The 17,768-nt window shown below is 64.5% G+C and carries 16 protein-coding genes; 12 read left to right on the forward strand and 4 right to left on the reverse strand.

What is annotated here, in order from left to right; translation table 11 throughout:
* Window positions 1-675: an N-acetylmuramate alpha-1-phosphate uridylyltransferase MurU gene (gene murU / locus IB273_RS26635; protein ID WP_192225428.1), complete on the reverse strand. Its 675-nt coding sequence runs from the start codon at window positions 673-675 to the stop codon at window positions 1-3.
* The gene (locus IB273_RS26640) at window positions 672-1,694 is read right to left on the reverse strand and encodes an aminoglycoside phosphotransferase family protein (protein WP_081520791.1); all 1,023 of its coding nucleotides are present in this window, start codon (window positions 1,692-1,694) and stop codon (window positions 672-674) included. The genes murU and IB273_RS26640 overlap by 4 nt, the downstream gene beginning before the upstream one ends.
* Window positions 1,695-1,823: 129 nt before the next feature.
* On the opposite strand from IB273_RS26640, the gene IB273_RS26645 reads away from it, so the two are divergent.
* From IB273_RS26645 to IB273_RS26700, 12 genes are all read left to right on the forward strand, one after another.
* Window positions 1,824-4,595 carry an LPS-assembly protein LptD gene (locus IB273_RS26645; protein WP_192225429.1) on the forward strand — a complete coding sequence of 924 codons (2,772 nt, stop codon included), beginning with the start codon at window positions 1,824-1,826 and terminating at the stop codon, window positions 4,593-4,595.
* Window positions 4,576-5,868: a peptidylprolyl isomerase gene (locus tag IB273_RS26650; protein ID WP_139791707.1), complete on the forward strand. Its 1,293-nt coding sequence runs from the start codon at window positions 4,576-4,578 to the stop codon at window positions 5,866-5,868. The genes IB273_RS26645 and IB273_RS26650 overlap by 20 nt, the downstream gene beginning before the upstream one ends.
* Window positions 5,869-5,999: 131 nt before the next feature.
* Window positions 6,000-7,001 carry a 4-hydroxythreonine-4-phosphate dehydrogenase PdxA gene (gene pdxA, locus IB273_RS26655; protein ID WP_151189146.1) on the forward strand — a complete coding sequence of 334 codons (1,002 nt, stop codon included), beginning with the start codon at window positions 6,000-6,002 and terminating at the stop codon, window positions 6,999-7,001.
* A gap of 116 nt (window positions 7,002-7,117) precedes the next feature.
* Window positions 7,118-7,945 (forward strand): 16S rRNA (adenine(1518)-N(6)/adenine(1519)-N(6))-dimethyltransferase RsmA, encoded by an 828-nt coding sequence (gene rsmA / locus IB273_RS26660; protein WP_081520795.1) that lies wholly within the window; start codon window positions 7,118-7,120, stop codon window positions 7,943-7,945.
* The gene (gene apaG, locus IB273_RS26665) at window positions 7,942-8,322 is read left to right on the forward strand and encodes a Co2+/Mg2+ efflux protein ApaG (protein WP_054908027.1); all 381 of its coding nucleotides are present in this window, start codon (window positions 7,942-7,944) and stop codon (window positions 8,320-8,322) included. Before rsmA ends, apaG begins: the two co-directional genes overlap by 4 nt.
* Window positions 8,322-9,146, forward strand: coding sequence for a symmetrical bis(5'-nucleosyl)-tetraphosphatase (locus tag IB273_RS26670; RefSeq protein WP_081520796.1), 825 nt, complete (start codon window positions 8,322-8,324; stop codon window positions 9,144-9,146). Before apaG ends, IB273_RS26670 begins: the two co-directional genes overlap by 1 nt.
* Window positions 9,147-9,192: 46 nt before the next feature.
* Window positions 9,193-9,522, forward strand: coding sequence for a thiosulfate sulfurtransferase GlpE (glpE, locus tag IB273_RS26675; protein ID WP_081520797.1), 330 nt, complete (start codon window positions 9,193-9,195; stop codon window positions 9,520-9,522).
* Window positions 9,523-9,810: 288 nt separating this feature from the next.
* Window positions 9,811-11,733, forward strand: a complete 1,923-nt coding sequence (locus IB273_RS26680) for a PrkA family serine protein kinase (protein ID WP_045212719.1) — start codon at window positions 9,811-9,813, stop codon at window positions 11,731-11,733.
* A 104-nt stretch (window positions 11,734-11,837) separates the two neighbouring features.
* A complete protein-coding gene (locus tag IB273_RS26685; RefSeq protein WP_045212721.1) occupies window positions 11,838-13,109 on the forward strand; it encodes a YeaH/YhbH family protein in 1,272 nt (423 codons plus the stop codon).
* The gene (locus tag IB273_RS26690) at window positions 13,106-14,659 is read left to right on the forward strand and encodes a SpoVR family protein (RefSeq protein ID WP_081520798.1); all 1,554 of its coding nucleotides are present in this window, start codon (window positions 13,106-13,108) and stop codon (window positions 14,657-14,659) included. The genes IB273_RS26685 and IB273_RS26690 overlap by 4 nt, the downstream gene beginning before the upstream one ends.
* A gap of 58 nt (window positions 14,660-14,717) precedes the next feature.
* Window positions 14,718-15,227: a DUF4136 domain-containing protein gene (locus IB273_RS26695; RefSeq protein ID WP_081520799.1), complete on the forward strand. Its 510-nt coding sequence runs from the start codon at window positions 14,718-14,720 to the stop codon at window positions 15,225-15,227.
* A gap of 210 nt (window positions 15,228-15,437) precedes the next feature.
* The gene (locus tag IB273_RS26700; protein ID WP_151189145.1) at window positions 15,438-16,667 is read left to right on the forward strand and encodes a multifunctional CCA addition/repair protein; all 1,230 of its coding nucleotides are present in this window, start codon (window positions 15,438-15,440) and stop codon (window positions 16,665-16,667) included.
* A gap of 142 nt (window positions 16,668-16,809) precedes the next feature.
* On the opposite strand, the gene folK is transcribed toward IB273_RS26700, so the two are convergent.
* Entirely contained in the window at window positions 16,810-17,346 is a 537-nt protein-coding gene (gene folK / locus IB273_RS26705; RefSeq protein WP_081520801.1) for a 2-amino-4-hydroxy-6-hydroxymethyldihydropteridine diphosphokinase, read from the reverse strand.
* Window positions 17,337-17,690: a dihydroneopterin aldolase gene (folB, locus tag IB273_RS26710; RefSeq protein ID WP_192225430.1), complete on the reverse strand. Its 354-nt coding sequence runs from the start codon at window positions 17,688-17,690 to the stop codon at window positions 17,337-17,339. The genes folK and folB overlap by 10 nt, the downstream gene beginning before the upstream one ends.
* Between the last annotated feature and the right edge of the window lie 78 nt (window positions 17,691-17,768).

The raw sequence follows: 17,768 nt of genomic DNA on the forward strand, positions 1-17,768 counted from the left end.
TCAGCCCTCCGCCAGCTGGCGTTCGACTTCCGCCAGGCGCTCGTGGGTGCCCACATCGATCCAGCGACCCCGATGATGGACGCCGCTCACCCGGCCGGCTTCCATGGCCTGGCGCAGCAGCGGTGCCAGCTTGAAGGCACCAGGCTCGCAGCCCTCGAACAGCTCGGGGCGGAGGATGGCGATTCCACTGTAGGTCAGGCTCGGCTGGCCTTCGCAGTAATCGCTGACGCGGCCTTCGCTCAGGCAGAAATCACCGCGGGTGTGGTGACCGGGGTTGTCCACCAGCACCAGGTGCACCAGATCGTCCTCGGCCAGCGCGCCGAGCAGGCTCGCGTAATCGAAGTCGGTCCAGATGTCGCCGTTGGCAATGACGAAGGCCTCGTCACCCAGCAGCGGCAGCGCCTTGAAGATGCCGCCACCGGTTTCCAGCGGTTCGCCCTCGGGCGAGTAGCAGATGCTCACGCCGAAAGCCGAACCGTCGCCCAGGTGATCCACGATCTGCTGGCCGAGCCAGGCGTGATTGATCACCAATTGATCGAATCCGGCCCGGCGCAGTGCCTGCAGCTGGTACTCGATCAGCGGCACGCCACCGGCGCGTACCAATGGCTTGGGCGTATGCAGGGTCAGCGGACGCAAGCGTTCGCCCTTGCCCGCAGCGAGAATCATGGCCTTCATGCGGGATGCGTCTCGTCTTTGGGCAGATCGGCCAGCAGCGCCGCGAGGTCAGCGAGTTCCGGCCGGCGCACGATGACACTCTCCAGGTAGCGGAAGAACCGCGGCACGTCGCCCAGGTAGCGCGGCTTGCCGTCGCGGTGGCAAATGCGGGCAAAGATACCGATGACCTTGAGGTGACGCTGGGCGCCCATCAGGTCGCTGGCACGGAAGAAGGTCTCGAAGCTGTCCGGCAGCGGGATACCGGCGGCCTGGGCCTTGCGCCAGTAGCGCGACAGGCCGTCGTGCACGCGCGGCTCCGGCCAGCTGAGGAAGGCGTCCTTATAGAGGCAGGTCACGTCGTAGGTCACCGGGCCATGGACCGCGTCCTGGAAATCCAGGATGCCGGGGTTCGGCTCGCTGAGCATCAGGTTGCGCGGCATGTAGTCGCGGTGCACGAAGACGCGCGGCTGCTCCAGGGCGCTTTGTACCAGCAGGTCACAGGTACGCTCCCAGCGGGCGAGCTGCTCGCCTTCCAGCGTCACGCCCAGGTGGCGTTGCAAGTACCAGTCGGGGAACAGCTGCAGCTCGCGGCGCAGCAAGGCCTCGTCGTAGGCCGGCAGACGCTCGGCGACGTCCACCTGCTGGAAGGCCACCAGGGCGTCGAGGGCATCCTCGAACAGTTCCTCGGCGTTCTGCGCGGTCAGTACATCCAGGTAGGTCTGGCGGCCCAGGTCATCGAGCAGCAGGAAACCCTGCTCGACTTCTTCGGCCAGAATCTTCGGGACGTGAACGCCGGCCTCGGCCAGCAGACCGGCGACCTTGATGAAGGGCCGGACGTTCTCCTGGGGCGGCGGCGCGTCCATCACGATCAGGCTGCGACCTTCACCCTGCCAGCGGAAATACCGGCGGAAACTGGCGTCGCTGCTGGCTGCGGTGAGGCTGGCCTCGGGCACCGGGCCCCAGCCCTGCGCGTTGAACACTGCGGGCAAACTCAAGTCCAACCAGCCGATCATCTGCTGGTAACGGGCATCCTGTGACATCTTTATGGGTTCTCCACGGCCCTAGCCGTTGCGCGGGTCATGCTTTATTATCCAGCATCTTTTTGAGCCCATCGAGAGGCGTGCGGTCCGCTTTGGGCCGATGGCTCGCAGGAAGCCCGGATTAACAAGATGGCAGTGAATTTCCCCGTGTTCCGTAGAAAATTCCCCTTACTGGTGACCGGTGGCCTGCTGGCTATCCAGCCGCTCGCCTCTGTGACCGCGGCACCCGGTGAGCAGTTCGCCTGCCAGCCCTCCGCGTCCGGCGCCTGGGACTGTTCCTCGCAGAACAGCGCCAGCAGCGTACCGCGCCCACAGCACGGCGCCAGCTCGGTCAGCGCCGGCGGCACCGCCGCCGCCAGCAGCTCGAAGTCCTCGGGCAGCTCGAGCAGCAGTGCCGGCGAAGAGCCGAAACAGCTGGTCACCGAGTCCGGCGGCCGCGGCCTGAAGTCGCGCAGCAACGACTACAGCCACCTCGACTGGATCCCGCGCGACAAGCTCACCGCCGCCCAACAGGCGGAAATGGGCCCGTACTGCAGCGGCGCCTATGTCGAGCCGACCCGCCCGGGCATGAACGACAAGACGCCGAACGACGAGGCCCCGACCTACGTTTCGGCGAAAGTGTCCCGCTACGAGCAGGAAAAGCAGGTCGCCACCCTCGCGGGTAACGTGGTCCTGCGCCAGGGCAGCATGCAGGTGGAGGCCGACGAGGCCAACCTGCACCAGGCCGAGAACCGCGGCGAACTGGTCGGCAACGTCAAGCTGCGCGACAACGGCGCGCTGATCGTCGGCGACCACGCCGAACTGCAACTGGACAACGGCGCGGCGAAGATCGACAACGCCGAATACGTCATGCACCAGGCGCAGATCCGCGGCAGCGCGCTGTACGCCAAGCGCCAGGAAGACGCGATCATCCAGCTCAAGGACGGCACCTATACCCGTTGCGAACCCAGCAGCAACGCCTGGGTCCTCAAGGGCAACAACATCAAGCTGAACCCGGCTACCGGTTTCGGCACCGCGACCAACGCGACCCTGCGGGTGAAGGACATTCCGGTCTTCTACACCCCGTACATCTATTTCCCGATCGACAACCGTCGTCAGTCCGGCTTCCTGGCGCCGTCCTTTGCCAGCTCGACCGATACCGGTTTCACGCTGACCACTCCGTACTACTTCAACCTGGCGCCCAACTACGACGCCACGTTGTACCCGCACTACATGGTCAAGCGCGGCCTGCTGATGGAAGGCGAGTTCCGCTACCTGACCCACAGCAGCGAAGGCCAGGTCACCGCGGCCTACCTGAACGACAAGAACGACGATCGCGAGGACTTCCCGCAGTACACCGACACCCGTTGGCTGTATGGCTGGAAAAACGTCAGCGGCCTGGATTCGCGCCTGATGGCGCAGGTCGACTACACCCGGATCAGCGACCCGTACTACTTCCAGGACCTGGATACCTCGCTGGGCATCGGCTCGCCGACCTACGTCAACCAGCAGGGCGTCCTGACCTATCGTGGCGACAGCTATACCGCCAGACTGAACGCGCAGTCCTACCAGCTGGCGACCGTGACTGACGTCACCCCGTACGATCGCCTGCCGCAGCTCACCCTGGACGGCAAGCTGCCGTTCAACCCGGGCGGTCTGAACTTCACCTACAGCACCGAGGCCGTGCGTTTTGACCGCGATCTGGATGAGGGCTATTACCGCATCGATGTCGATAACCCGACACTCTATCCGCGCCCGGATACATCCCTGACCGGTCTCGCCCGTGCGAATGGCGATCGCTTCCATGCCGAGCCGGGTGTCAGCCTGCCGATGAACCGCAGCTGGGGCTTCATGACCCCGACCGTCAAGGCGTTGTACACCAAGTACGACCTGGACCTGGACGGCAAGGGCAAGGCCACACTGCCGTCGTACATCGACTATGAAAACAGCCCGGATCGCTCGCTCGGCCTGGCCAAGCTGGATTCGGGACTGTACTTCGACCGCGATACCACCTTCGGTGGCACCAAGTTCCGTCAGACCCTGGAACCGCGCGCGATGTACCTGTACGTCCCGTACAAGAACCAGGACAACCTGCCGACCTTCGACACCGGCGAGTTCACTTTCAGCTACGACTCGCTGTGGCGTGAAAACCGCTTCACCGGCCGTGACCGTATCGGCGACGCCAACCAGCTGTCCCTAGGCCTGGGCTCGCGCTTCATCGAAGACAATGGTTTCGAGCGCGCCTATATCGCCGCCGGCCAGATCTACTACTTCAGCGACCGCCGCGTACAGCTGCCGGGCCTGACCGAAGACGACCTGCGTGCCAGCGGCGCGAAGAATCCGGACGCCGATACCTGGCGCTCGCCCTACGCGCTCACCGGCATCTACCGCTTCGACCATGACTGGTACGCCAGCTCCGACTTCAACTGGAACCCGAACACGCACCACACCGACAACGGCAACCTGATGTTCCACTATCAGCCCGAAGCCGATCCTCGCAAGGTGCTGAACGCCGGCTACCGCTACCGTGCAGACAGCAAGCGCTTCAACCCCAACTCCGGGCAGTTCGAGTACGGCAGCGATGAGTACAAGATCGAACAGCATGACTTCTCGTTCATCTGGCCGGTCCTGCCACAGTGGGCCGCCATCGGCCGCTGGCAGTTCGACTACAACCAGAGCCGCACGCTGGAGGCCTTCGGTGGCTTCGAGTACGACAGCTGCTGCTGGAAGCTGCGCCTGATCAATCGCTACTGGGTCGACTACGACGACGAGGAGTTCGTGACCTCCACGTCAAAGGCCGATCGCGGTGTATTCCTTCAAATCATCTTGAAAGGCCTTGGCGGCGTGGTTGGCAACCAGGTGGAAGGCTTCCTCGACCAAGGTATCCAGGGTTATCGTCAACGTGAAGACAATGCTATGTAAGGCCCTGCGCCCGCTGATGCTGGGCGCGCTGTTGGCAAGTTCCGTCGTGCACGCCGAAGTGGTTCCGCTGGACCGTGTGGTCGCCATCGTCGACAACGACGTGGTGATGCAGAGTCAGCTGGACCAGCGCCTGCGCGAAGTCCGTGCAACCATCCAGAAGCGCGGCGCGCCGCTGCCGCCCGAGCACGTGCTGACCCAGCAGGTGCTCGAGCGTCTGATCATCGAGAACATCCAGCTGCAGATCGGTGACCGCTCCGGCGTTCGCATCACCGACGAAGAGCTGAACCAGGCCATGGGCACCATTGCCCAGCGCAACAACATGAGCCTGGACCAGTTCCGCGCCGCCCTGTCCCACGATGGCCTGTCCTATGACGAGGCCCGCGAGCAGGTCCGCCGCGAGATGATCATCAGCCGTGTGCGCCAGCGTCGCGTAGCGGAGCGCATCCAGGTCAGCGAGCAGGAAGTGCAGAACTTCCTGGCTTCCGACCTCGGCAAGATCCAGCTCTCCGAAGAGTACCGCCTGGCCAACATCCTGATCCCGGTCCCCGACAGCGCCTCGCCGGAAACCGTGCAGGCTGCGGCCCGTCAGGCCCAGGAAATGTACGAGCAGCTCAAGCAGGGCGCCGACTTCGGCCAACTGGCGGTGTCCCGCTCGGCCGGCGACAACGCCCTGGAAGGCGGCGAGATCGGCTGGCGCAAGGCTGCCCAGCTGCCCTCCCCGTTCGACAGCATGGTCGGCAGCCTGGCAGTGGGCGACGTGACCGAGCCGGTCCGCACCCCGGGCGGCTTCATCATCATCAAGCTGGAAGAGAAGCGCGGCGGCAGCAAGATGCTGCGTGACGAAGTCCACGTCCGCCACATCCTGCTCAAGCCCAGCGAGATCCGCAGCGAAGAAGAGACCCAGCGTCTGGCCGAGAAGCTCTACGAGCGCATCCAGGCCGGCGAAAGCTTCAGCGATCTGGCGAAGAAGTTCTCCGAAGACCCGGGCTCCAAGCTCAACGGTGGCGACCTCAACTGGGTCGACCCGGAGTCCCTGGTACCGGAGTTCCGCGAGGTGATGAACAACGCGCCGCAAGGCCAGGTCACCAAGCCGTTCCGCTCGCCGTTCGGCTGGCACGTGCTGGAAGTCCTCGGTCGTCGCGCCACCGACAGCAGCGACAAGTTCCGCGAGCAACAAGCCGCCCAGACCCTCCGCGCACGCAAGTACGACGAGGAACTGCAGGCCTGGCTGCGCCAGATCCGCGACGAAGCCTACGTCGAGATCAAGCAGTAAGCAGCGCGAGTCGCTCAATAAAGAAACCCGGCCATGGCCGGGTTTCTTTTTGCCTGTCGAAAGCTTCGAAGAACCAGGGCTTCGTCGTAGAGTAGGCCCATCCGCTGCAACTCCCGATTCGAGAGCTCCTGATGAACACTTCCCACCTTTTCGCCCTCACCCCCGGCGAGCCCGCCGGCATCGGCCCCGACCTCTGCCTGCTGCTGGCCCGCGAAGCGCAACCACACCCGCTGGTCGCCGTCGCCAGCCGTGAACTGCTGGCCCAGCGCGCCGCCCTGCTGGGGCTGAACATCGACCTGCAGGACGTCGGCCCCGGCCAGTGGCCCAGCACCGCTGCCCCGGCCGGCACCCTGTATGTCTGGGATACCCCGCTGGCCGCCCCCGTCGAACCCGGCAAGCTGAACCAGGCCAACGCCGCCTACGTACTGGAGACCCTGACCCGCGCCGGCCAGGGCTGCCTGGACGGGCATTTCGCGGGGATGATCACCGCGCCGGTGCACAAGGGTGTGATCAACGAAGCCGGAATCGCCTTCTCCGGCCACACCGAATTCCTCGCCGACCTCACCCGCACCGCCCAGGTGGTAATGATGCTCGCCACCCGCGGCCTGCGCGTCGCGCTGGTGACCACCCACCTGCCGCTTCGGCAGATCGCCGATGCCATCACTCCGGATCGCCTGGAGCGTGTCACCCGCATCCTGCACGCCGACCTGCGCGACAAGTTCGGCCTGGCCAATCCGCGCATCCTGGTCTGCGGCCTGAACCCCCATGCCGGCGAGGGCGGCCACCTCGGCCATGAAGAAATCGACGTGATCGAACCGACCCTGGAACGCCTGCGCACCGAGGGCATGCAACTGATCGGCCCGCTACCGGCCGACACACTGTTCACCCCCAAGCACCTGGAACATTGCGATGCCGTGCTGGCGATGTACCACGACCAGGGCCTGCCGGTGCTCAAGTACAAGGGCTTCGGCGCGGCGGTGAACGTGACGCTGGGCCTGCCGATCATCCGCACCTCGGTGGACCACGGCACGGCGCTGGATCTGGCCGGCACCGGTCGGATCGACAGCGGCAGCCTGCAGGTCGCCCTGGAAACCGCCTACCAGATGGCCGAAGCCGGCGCTGGCGCGCGCTGATCGGGGGCATTCCGTTCGACCAGCGTTTCGTGCTGGCCGCGCCGGACTGGTAAACTGATGGTTTTTCCGCCTCCAGCCGGCCGCCACAGGCGCCCGGCTGCTCTCCGGAGCCTTCGATGTCCGAACTCTTCCAGCACCGCGCCCGTAAACGCTTTGGGCAGAACTTCCTGCATGACGCCGGGGTGATTCACAAGATCCTGCGCGCCATCGCCGCCAAGGAAGGCCAGCACCTGCTGGAAATCGGCCCGGGCCAGGGTGCCCTGACCGAAGGCCTGGTGGACAGCGGCGCGAAGCTCGACGTGATCGAGCTCGACCTGGACCTGATCCCGCAACTGAAATGGCGCTTCGGCCTTAAGCCCAACTTCAGCCTGCACCAGGGCGACGCCATGAAGTTCGACTTCGCAACCCTCATGGCCTCTCCGGAGGACAAGCTGCGCGTGGTCGGCAACCTGCCCTACAACATCTCCACCCCGCTGATCTTCCACCTCCTGGACCATGCCTCGCTGATCCAGGACATGCACTTCATGCTGCAGAAGGAAGTGGTGGAGCGCCTGGCCGCCGAGCCGGGCAACGGCGACTGGGGCCGTCTGTCGATCATGGTGCAGTACTTCTGCCGCGTAGATTACCTGTTCACCGTCGGCCCCGGCGCGTTCAACCCGCCGCCCAAGGTGGAGTCGGCCATCGTCCGCCTGGTGCCCTACGCCGAACCGCCGCATCCGGCCAAGGATCACCGAGTGCTGGAGCGCATCGTCCGCGAAGCCTTCAACCAGCGCCGCAAAACCCTGCGTAATACCCTGCGCACGCTGATGAGCGTCGAGGACATCGAAGCCGCCGGCGTCGACCCGACTCTGCGCCCCGAGCAGCTGAGCGTTGCCGACTTCGTCAGCCTGGCCAACCGCTACAGCGAAACCAACCCGGAAGCCGAGCAAGGACCGAGCGCATGAGCGACCCCCGCTACCAGGTCAGCGTCAGCGTCACCACCCGCCACCTGCCCGAGCAATCCCAGCCGGAACAGCAGCGCTACGTGTTCGCCTACACCGTGACCATCCACAACCACGGCGAACTGGCCGCCAAGCTGCTGACCCGCCACTGGATCATCACAGACGGTGACGGCCATGTGCAGGAAGTGCGCGGCGCCGGGGTAGTTGGCGAGAAGCCGCTGATCGAGCCGGGCGCCAGCCACACCTACACCAGCGGCACCGTGATGGCGACCAAGGTCGGCAGCATGCATGGCAGCTACCAGATGGTCGCCACCGACGGGCACCACTTCGATGCCGAGATCCCGGCGTTCCGCCTCGCCGTACCGGGGGCGCTGCACTGATGGCCACTTACGCCGTCGGCGACTTGCAGGGCTGCCTGGAACCGCTCAAGTGCCTCCTGGAGCAGGTGAAGTTCGACCCGTCCCGGGACAAGCTGTGGCTGGTGGGCGACCTGGTCAACCGCGGCCCGGCGTCGCTGGAGACCCTGCGCTTCCTTTATGGCATGCGCGATTCGCTGGTCTGCGTGCTGGGCAACCATGACCTGCACCTGATCGCCGTCGCCTACAACGCCGAGCGCCTGAAGAAGAACGACACCCTGCGCGAGATCGTCGAGGCGCCGGACTGCGCGCAACTGATCGAATGGCTGCGGCAGATGCCGCTGGTGCACCACGACGCCCAGCGCGACATGACTCTGGTGCACGCGGGCATCCCGCCGCAATGGGACATCGACAAGGCCCTGCAGCGCGCCGCCGAAGTCGAAGCTGCCCTGCGCGACGACGCCCAGCTACCGATGTTCCTCGATGGCATGTACGGCAACGAGCCCGCCAAGTGGGACAAGAAACTCACCGGCATCGCGCGCCTGCGGGTGATCACCAACTACTTCACGCGCATGCGTTTCTGCACGCCCGACGGCAAGCTCGACCTGAAATCCAAGGAAGGCCTGGACACCGCGCCCCCCGGCTACGCCCCCTGGTTCAGCTACGCCGAGCGCAAGGCCGCCGGGCGCAAGATCATCTTCGGCCACTGGGCCGCGCTGGAAGGCCAGTGCGACGTCCCCGGCCTGTTCGCACTCGACACCGGCTGCGTGTGGGGCGGCAGCATGACGCTGATGAACATCGATACCCTTGAGCGCATCCACTGCAGCTGCGCCGATAAACCAGAATGAATGATTGCAGCGCAGCCACAGGCTGCGCGCCTTGCGAGGTAACCCCATGAGCGACTTCAAGCGCATCGCCCCCGACCAGGCCCAGCAACTGCGCGAAAGCGGCGCCCAGGTCGTCGACATCCGCGACCCGCAAAGCTACGCGACGGGCCACATCAGCGGCTCGCGGCACATCGACAACTACTCGGTGGCCGACTTCATCCGCGAGGCCGACATGGACGCACCGCTGGTCGTGGTCTGCTACCACGGCAACTCCAGCCAGAGTGCGGCAGCCTATTTCGTCCAGCAGGGCTTCTCCGAGGTCTACAGCCTCGATGGCGGCTTCGAACTGTGGCGCAACGTCTATCCCGCGGATACCAGCGCTGGCGGCTCTGACTGAAAGCCCCTACGAAAGGGGCGGATTAGCCCCTTCAAAAAATCTGTAACTTCTCGCTCTTTCGTCCTTTACACACCGAAGAACGAACTATCCTTTCCCTCAGGCCATCCAAAAAAGGGAGAGCCGGCACACCGGCTTCCGGTTAATCGGCAGTGACCATTGGGGCGGATCAGGGCAGTGGCCAGGTTCCGTTGGAGTTCTGGGGGATTCTCGCCGGTAAGCACTGGCAGCCCGACCGCACCCGCACAGACCGATCCGGCGCCGGCTCCATGCATCGAGCGAGGAGACGTCATGAGCATTTTCAGTCACTTCCAGGAACGCTTCGAAGCGACCCGTCAAGAAGAGTACTCCCTCCAGGAGTACCTGGATCTCTGCAAGCAGGACAAGATCGCCTACGCCACCGCCGCCGAGCGGATACTGATGGCCATCGGCGAGCCTGAACTACTCGACACATCCGTCGATTCCCGCCTGTCGCGAATATTCTCCAACAAGGTGATCCGCCGTTACCCGGCCTTTGCCGACTTCCATGGCATGGAAGAGTGCATCGACCAGATCGTCTCTTTCTTCCGCCACGCCGCCCAAGGCCTGGAAGAGAAGAAACAGATCCTTTACCTCCTGGGCCCGGTCGGTGGCGGTAAATCCTCCCTCGCCGAGAAGCTCAAGCAATTGATGGAGCACGTGCCCTTCTACGCCATCAAGGGCTCACCGGTGTTCGAATCGCCCCTGGGGCTGTTCAACCCGGACGAAGACGGCGCCATCCTCGAGGAAGACTACGGCATCCCGCGCCGCTACCTGCGCTCGGTGATGTCGCCCTGGGCAACCAAGCGCCTCAACGAATTCGGCGGCGACATCAGCCAGTTCCGCGTGGTCAAGCTGCACCCCTCGATCCTCAACCAGATCGCCATCGCCAAGACCGAACCGGGCGATGAGAACAACCAGGACATCTCCGCGCTGGTCGGCAAGGTGGATATCCGCAAGCTGGAAGAATTCCCGCAGAACGACGCCGACGCCTACAGCTACTCGGGCGCGCTGTGCCGGGCCAACCAGGGCCTGATGGAATTCGTCGAGATGTTCAAGGCGCCGATCAAGGTCCTGCACCCCTTGCTCACCGCGACCCAGGAAGGCAACTACAACAGCACCGAAGGCCTCGGTTCTCTGCCCTACAGCGGCATCATCCTCGCCCACTCCAACGAATCGGAATGGCACAGCTTCCGCAACAACAAGAACAACGAGGCCTTCATCGACCGTATCTACATCGTCAAGGTGCCGTACTGCCTGCGCGTCTCCGACGAGATCAAGATCTACGACAAGCTGCTCATCAACAGCTCGCTGGCGCACGCCCACTGCGCGCCGGACACCCTGAAGATGCTCTCGCAGTTCTCCGTGCTGTCGCGTCTGAAGGAGCCGGAAAACTCCAACATCTACTCGAAGATGCGCGTCTACGACGGCGAAAACCTCAAGGACACCGATCCCAAGGCCAAGTCCATCCAGGAATACCGCGACACCGCCGGTGTGGACGAGGGCATGTCCGGGCTTTCCACCCGCTTCGCCTTCAAGATCCTTTCCAAGGTGTTCAACTTCGACCCGCATGAAGTCGCCGCCAACCCGGTGCACCTGCTCTACGTGCTGGAACAGCAGATCGAGCAGGAGCAGTTCCCGCCGGAGACCCGCGAGCGCTACCTGCGCTTCCTGAAGGAATACCTGGCCCCGCGCTACGTCGAGTTCATCGGCAAGGAAATCCAGACCGCGTACCTGGAGTCCTACAGCGAGTACGGCCAGAACATCTTCGACCGCTACGTGCTGTATGCCGACTTCTGGATCCAGGACCAGGAATACCGCGACCCGGAGACCGGCGAAATCCTCAACCGCGCCGCCCTCAACGAGGAGCTGGAGAAGATCGAGAAACCGGCTGGCATCAGCAACCCGAAGGATTTCCGCAACGAAATCGTCAACTTCGTGCTGCGCGCCCGCGCCGGCAACAACGGCAAGAACCCCAGCTGGCTGTCGTACGAGAAGCTGCGTGTGGTGATCGAGAAGAAAATGTTCTCCAACACCGAGGACCTGCTGCCAGTCATCAGCTTCAACGCCAAGGCGAGCAAGGAGGATCAGCAGAAGCACAACGACTTCGTCAAACGCATGGTCGAGCGCGGCTACACCGAGAAGCAGGTGCGCCTGCTGTCGGAATGGTATCTGCGGGTTCGCAAGTCGCAGTAGTCTGCCATCGGCGCGGCGGCATTCCCGCCGCGCCGGTCGCCGTCGCATTCGGACCTGTCCGTGGCGGCTCCACGCCGCTGCGCAGTAGGTCCTGAGGAGCATTCATGAGCTACGTCATCGACCGGCGTCTGAACGGCAAGAACAAGAGCACGGTGAATCGCCAGCGCTTCCTGCGGCGTTACCGTGAGCACATCAAGAAGGCCGTCGAAGAGGCCGTCAGCCGCCGCTCCATCACCGACATGGAACACGGCGAGCAGATCAGTATTCCTGGCCGCGATATCGACGAGCCGGTTCTGCATCATGGCCGTGGCGGTCGCCAGACGGTGATCCACCCCGGCAACAAGGAATTCACCACCGGCGAACACATCCCGCGCCCCCAGGGCGGCGGCGGTGGCCGTGGCGCCGGCAAGGCCAGCAACCAGGGCGACGGGATGGACGACTTCGTCTTCCAGATCACCCAGGAGGAATTCCTCGACTTCATGTTCGAGGACCTGGAGTTGCCCAACCTGGTCAAGCGCCACCTTACCGGCAGCGACACCTTCAAGACCGTGCGCGCCGGCATCAGCAACGAGGGCAACCCCTCGCGCATCAACATCGTGCGCACCCTGCGCTCGGCCCACGCACGGCGCATTGCCCTCTCCGGCTCCACCCGCGGCAAGCTGCGCGCAGCGATAGCGGAGCTGGATCGCCTGAAACGCGAGGAACCGGACAACCTCGGCGACATCCAGGAGCTGGAGCAGAAGATCGCCGGCATGCGCGCGCGCATCGACAAGGTGCCGTTCCTCGACACCTTCGACCTCAAGTACAACCTGCTGGTGAAGCAGCCCAACCCGACCTCCAAGGCCGTGATGTTCTGCCTGATGGACGTCTCCGGCTCCATGACCCAGGCCACCAAGGACATTGCCAAGCGCTTCTTCATCCTTCTCTACCTGTTCCTCAAGCGGAACTACGAGAAGATCGAGGTGGTGTTCATCCGCCACCACACCAGCGCCCGCGAGGTGGACGAGGAAGAGTTCTTCTATTCCCGCGAGACCGGCGGGACCATCGTCTCCAGCGCCCTGAAACTCATGCAGGAGGTGATGGCCGAGCGTTATCCCACCAACGAGTGGAACATCTACGCCGCCCAGGCCTCGGACGGCGACAACTGGAACGACGACTCGCCGGTCTGCCGCGACATCCTGATGAAGCAGATCATGCCCTTCGTCCAGTACTACACCTACGTCGAGATCACCCCGCGCGAGCACCAGGCGCTGTGGTTCGAGTACGAGAAGATCCGCGATACCTTCGAAGACAGCTTCGCCCAGCAGCAGATCGTCTCCGCCTCGGACATCTACCCGGTGTTCCGCGAGCTGTTCCAGAGGAGGCTAGTCGCATGAGCAAGCGCCAGCCGATCGCCACCGGCTCGGAGTGGACCTTCGAGCTGATCCAGCAGTACGACCGCGAAATCAGTCGCCTCGCCGAGCGCTACGCGCTGGACACCTACCCCAACCAGATCGAAGTGATAACCGCCGAGCAGATGATGGATGCCTATGCCTCCGTCGGCATGCCCATCGGTTACAACCACTGGTCCTACGGCAAGCACTTCCTCAGCACGGAAAAGAACTACAAGCGCGGTCAGATGGGCCTGGCCTACGAGATCGTGATCAACTCCGACCCGTGCATCGCCTACCTGATGGAAGAAAACACCCAGTGCATGCAGGCGCTGGTGATCGCCCACGCCTGCTACGGGCACAACAGCTTCTTCAAGGGCAACTACCTGTTCCGCACCTGGACCGACGCCACCTCGATCATCGACTACCTGGTGTTCGCCAAGTCCTACATCAACAAGTGCGAGGAACGCTACGGCATCGACGCCGTGGAAGACCTGCTGGACTCCTGCCACGCCCTGATGAACTACGGCGTGGACCGCTACAAGCGGCCCTACCCGATCTCCGCCGAAGAAGAGAAGCAGCGCCAGAAGGAACGCGAGGAACAGATCCAGCGCCAGGTCAACGACCTCTGGCGGACCATTCCCAAGGCCGGCGGCAAGGACAAGGAACAGGGCCTGGCCCGCTACCCCAGCGAGCCGCAGGAAAACATCCTCTACTTCATCGAGAAGAACGCCCCGCTGCTTGAGCCCTGGCAGCGCGAAGTGGTGCGCATCGTGCGCAAGGTGGCGCAGTACTTCTACCCGCAGCGCCAGACCCAGGTCATGAACGAAGGCTGGGCGACCTTCTGGCACTACACCCTGATCAACGACCTCTACGACGAAGGCCTGGTCAGCGATGGCTTCATGATGGAGTTCCTCCAGTACCACACCAGCGTGGTCTACCAGCCCGGCTTCGACAGCCCCTACTACAGCGGCATCAACCCCTACGCGCTGGGCTTCGCCATGTACCGCGACATCCGCCGCATCTGCGAGAACCCCACCGAGGAAGACAAGCGCTGGTTCCCGGACATCGCCGGCAGCGACTGGTTGGCCACCATCAAGTTCGCCATGAAGAGCTTCAAGGACGAGAGCTTCGTCCTGCAGTTCCTCTCGCCCAAGGTGATCCGCGAATTCAAGCTGTTCAGCATCCTCGACGACGACCAGAAGGACGACATGCTGGTCGACGCCATCCACGACGACGACGGCTACCGCAAGATCCGCGAAACCCTGGCTGCGCAGTACAACCTCGGCAACCGCGAGCCGAACATCCAGATCTGGGACGTCGACCGTCGTGGCGACCGCTCGCTGACCCTGCGCCACCAGCAGCACGACCGCAAACCGCTGGGCGAATCCACCGACGACGTGCTCAAGCACCTGCACCGCCTGTGGGGCTTCGACATCCACCTGGAGACCCTGCAGGGCGAGAACATCGTCAACACCTTCCACATGCCCCCAAAGGGTGAACGCGACAGCGAGGAGGGCTACCCGCGTCTCGACCTGATCATCCCACCCATTTGATCGGTTGACCGTGGCAGCAGGCGTGACAAGCATGGCGGCAACCCCGCTGGAGACCGCCATGCGTCTGTTCGCCATTCTCCTGCTTTGCCTTGCTGTCGCGACCTGCAGCAACCCCGTCCCGCACGCCCAGGTCGCGCATCCCGCCGATGCGCGCCTGGCCGGGCTGCGCGACTTCCAGCTGATGCCCCCGGAAAACGCCGTCGACGCCCTGCCCTACCGCAGCCGTTACCCCCTGATCAACGCCCAGGTGCGCCAGGGCCTGATCGAGCGCGGCTACCGCGAAAGCGCCACTCCGCAGCTGCGCGTCTACTACTGGCTGGCGCTGCAGGACGCGCCGCTGGAATTCAAGGTCGACGTACCGCCGCCCGATCCGCTCGGCCCCTATCTCGCCATCCACCGTCTGCGCGATGAGACGGGCACCCTGCGCCTGCGCCTGACCGATGCGCAGGAGCAGACGTTGTGGGAAGGCACCGTCAGCACCGGCCTGAGCCCCGCGCACTCCAGCGCCGCCCTGCTGCAGGACGCCATCGGCGCGTTGCTCCAGCAGGTCCCCGTCGCCGCGCCGTAATTCCAGATGTCGCAGGAGCGGACTCCGTCCGCGATTGGCCCGCATCGCGCCGGAAAGCATCGCGGACGAAGTCCACTCCTGCGCAAATCCTGGCCGCACTTGGAGGAGCGGGCCATGCCCGCGATCGGCGCCGCAGGCGCCCCTTCCCTGCCGAGCTTGCCCCACCCGCCGCAAACCCCGAAGCTATCCCCCAGAACAGGAGACAGCTTCATGCAGATCTACAAGGTGGGCGGCGCCGTGCGCGACCGCCTGCTCGGCATCCCCTTCAGCGACACCGACTGGGTGGTGGTCGGCGCCAGCGCCGACGAGATGCTCACCCAGGGCTACCGCCCGGTGGGCGCCGACTTCCCGGTCTTCCTCCACCCCAAGACCGGCGAGGAATACGCCCTCGCCCGCACCGAGCGCAAAAGCGGGCACGGCTATGGCGGCTTCACCTTCTACGCCAGCCCCGACGTCACCCTGGAAGAAGACCTGATCCGCCGCGACCTGACCATCAACGCCATGGCCGAGGACAATGACGGCCAGATCGTCGATCCCTACCACGGCCAGAAAGACCTCGAAGCCCGCCTGCTGCGCCACGTCTCCCCGGCCTTCGCCGAAGACCCGTTGCGCGTGCTGCGTGTCGCGCGCTTCGCCGCCCGCTATGCGCCGATGGGCTTCAGCGTGGCGCCGGAAACCCTGGCACTGATGCGCGAGCTGTCGGAATCCGGCGAACTGGAAGCGCTGACCGCCGAACGCAGCTGGAAGGAAATCTCCCGCGCCCTGATGGAATCGCGCCCGGACGTGTTCATCCAGGTCCTGCGCGACTGTGGCGCCCTGGCCGTGCTGATGCCGGAAGTCGACACGCTGTTCGGCGTACCGCAACCGCCGCAGCACCATCCCGAGGTGGATACCGGCGAGCATGTACTGGCCGTGCTGCGCGAGTGTGCCAGGTACGATCAGCCGCTGAGCGTGCGCTGGGCCTGCCTGGTGCATGACGTAGGCAAGGGCGAGACGCGCGAGGAAGAATGGCCCAAACACCACGCCCACGAACATCTGGGCCTGCCGCTGATCGACGCGATCAACGCACGCTTCAAGGTCCCGCGGGAATGCCAGGAACTGGCGCGACTGGTCGGCGAGTACCACACCCACTGCCACCGCGCGCTGGAGCTGCGGCCGAACACCATCCTCGAGCTGCTGCAATCCTTCGACGTCTACCGCCGGCCGCAGCGCTTCGAAGAGTTTCTCGCCGCCAGCGAGATGGACGCCCGCGGCCGCCATGGACTGGAGGACCGCGAATACCCGCAAGCCGAGTACCTGCGCGGTGCAGCACAGGCTGCCCGCTCGGTCGCGGTGCAGCCATTGCTGGAAAAGGGATACAAGGGTGCCGAGCTGGGCGAAGCGCTCAAGCGTGAGCGGCTGACAGCACTGAAGGCCTACAAGGAAAGCCACGCCGCCTGACAGCACTGCGGAGGGACCGCACCTCTAACGACAGGCTCTCACTGTAGGAGCGGGCCATGCCCGCGATCGCGCCCATCGGGCGCTCCTACAGGTGGCGATCAGGCCGCAGCGCTTACCGAGGCCCGGAGAGACCCGAACCCCATCAAGCCGCCGGATGCGCCTCGATCAGCGCCGCCGGTGTCAGCTCCACACCGCGCCACTGGAAGGGCACCGGCCAGAGCTTCTGCGCGATCTGCGCGTCCGCCCACAGTTCGGCAAACGAACGCTGCGCTCCCGGATGCTTCACCTCGGGGGCCAGCAACGCCAGCGGCCAGAGTACGAAGGCATTCTTCAGCACCTCCGCGCGCGGCAGCGTCAGGCCGTCGAACTCCCCGTGCAGGTCGCCATACAGCAGCACGTCGATATCCAGCGGCAGACCCTTGCGCTCCGGCGCATAGCGACCGTTGTCCGCCTCGATGTGCTTGAGCCGCAGGCTCAGCTCCGCCAATGGCAGATCGGTACGTGCGACGATCACGAAGTTGTAGAAGGGGCCGCTGCGGATGCCCACCGGCTCGCTCTCGAACACCGGCGAGCAGTGGATGTCCTCGAGGAAGCCGTCCAGCGCCTCCAATCCGGCGAGCAGATGGCGCTCACGGTCGAAGTTGCTGCCCAACCCGAGGTAGACCGTCGTCAGCGGCATCCGCGTTCGATCTCCACACCCACGCCGATGGCAGCCGCGACGGCGCCGGGCTTGGTGACTTTCAGGCGCAGCCACTGAATGCCGAATTCCGCCATCAGCAGCTCGGCCAGGCGCTCGGCGAAGGTTTCCACCAGCTGGAAATGCGCGTCACGGGCGAAAGCCATGACCCGCTCGGAGAGCACGGCGTAGTCCAGGGCCTTGGCAATATCGTCGTCGGCCGCCGCCGGGCGGTTCTCCCAACCCAGCGTCAGGTCCAGGCGCAGGCACTGCCGGATACCCCTTTCCCAGTCGTAGACGCCGATCACGGTGTCCACTTCCAGCCCCTCGATGAAAACTCTGTCCACTGACTGCATGCTCCAAGGCGACACGACAAGCGGCCGGCGCCCCGTTAGAATCGGAAACGACCTCGTCTCCGGTGGAAA

Origin of the sequence: Pseudomonas sp. PDM19 (assembly GCF_014852215.1) — a bacterium.
In the GTDB taxonomy this organism is placed as follows: Bacteria; Pseudomonadota; Gammaproteobacteria; order Pseudomonadales; family Pseudomonadaceae; genus Pseudomonas.

Coding starts and splice junctions, on each gene's coding strand:
- glpE (WP_081520797.1), top strand. CDS start 9,193: ATGAGCGACTTCAAGCGCATCGCCCCCGACCAGGCCCAGCAACTGCGC.
- IB273_RS26645 (WP_192225429.1), top strand. CDS start 1,824: ATGGCAGTGAATTTCCCCGTGTTCCGTAGAAAATTCCCCTTACTGGTG.
- IB273_RS26685 (WP_045212721.1), top strand. CDS start 11,838: ATGAGCTACGTCATCGACCGGCGTCTGAACGGCAAGAACAAGAGCACG.
- rsmA (WP_081520795.1), top strand. CDS start 7,118: ATGTCCGAACTCTTCCAGCACCGCGCCCGTAAACGCTTTGGGCAGAAC.
- IB273_RS26640 (WP_081520791.1), bottom strand. CDS start 1,694: ATGTCACAGGATGCCCGTTACCAGCAGATGATCGGCTGGTTGGACTTG.
- folK (WP_081520801.1), bottom strand. CDS start 17,346: ATGCCGCTGACGACGGTCTACCTCGGGTTGGGCAGCAACTTCGACCGT.
- murU (WP_192225428.1), bottom strand. CDS start 675: ATGAAGGCCATGATTCTCGCTGCGGGCAAGGGCGAACGCTTGCGTCCG.
- pdxA (WP_151189146.1), top strand. CDS start 6,000: ATGAACACTTCCCACCTTTTCGCCCTCACCCCCGGCGAGCCCGCCGGC.
- IB273_RS26690 (WP_081520798.1), top strand. CDS start 13,106: ATGAGCAAGCGCCAGCCGATCGCCACCGGCTCGGAGTGGACCTTCGAG.
- IB273_RS26680 (WP_045212719.1), top strand. CDS start 9,811: ATGAGCATTTTCAGTCACTTCCAGGAACGCTTCGAAGCGACCCGTCAA.
- apaG (WP_054908027.1), top strand. CDS start 7,942: ATGAGCGACCCCCGCTACCAGGTCAGCGTCAGCGTCACCACCCGCCAC.
- IB273_RS26700 (WP_151189145.1), top strand. CDS start 15,438: ATGCAGATCTACAAGGTGGGCGGCGCCGTGCGCGACCGCCTGCTCGGC.
- IB273_RS26670 (WP_081520796.1), top strand. CDS start 8,322: ATGGCCACTTACGCCGTCGGCGACTTGCAGGGCTGCCTGGAACCGCTC.
- IB273_RS26695 (WP_081520799.1), top strand. CDS start 14,718: ATGCGTCTGTTCGCCATTCTCCTGCTTTGCCTTGCTGTCGCGACCTGC.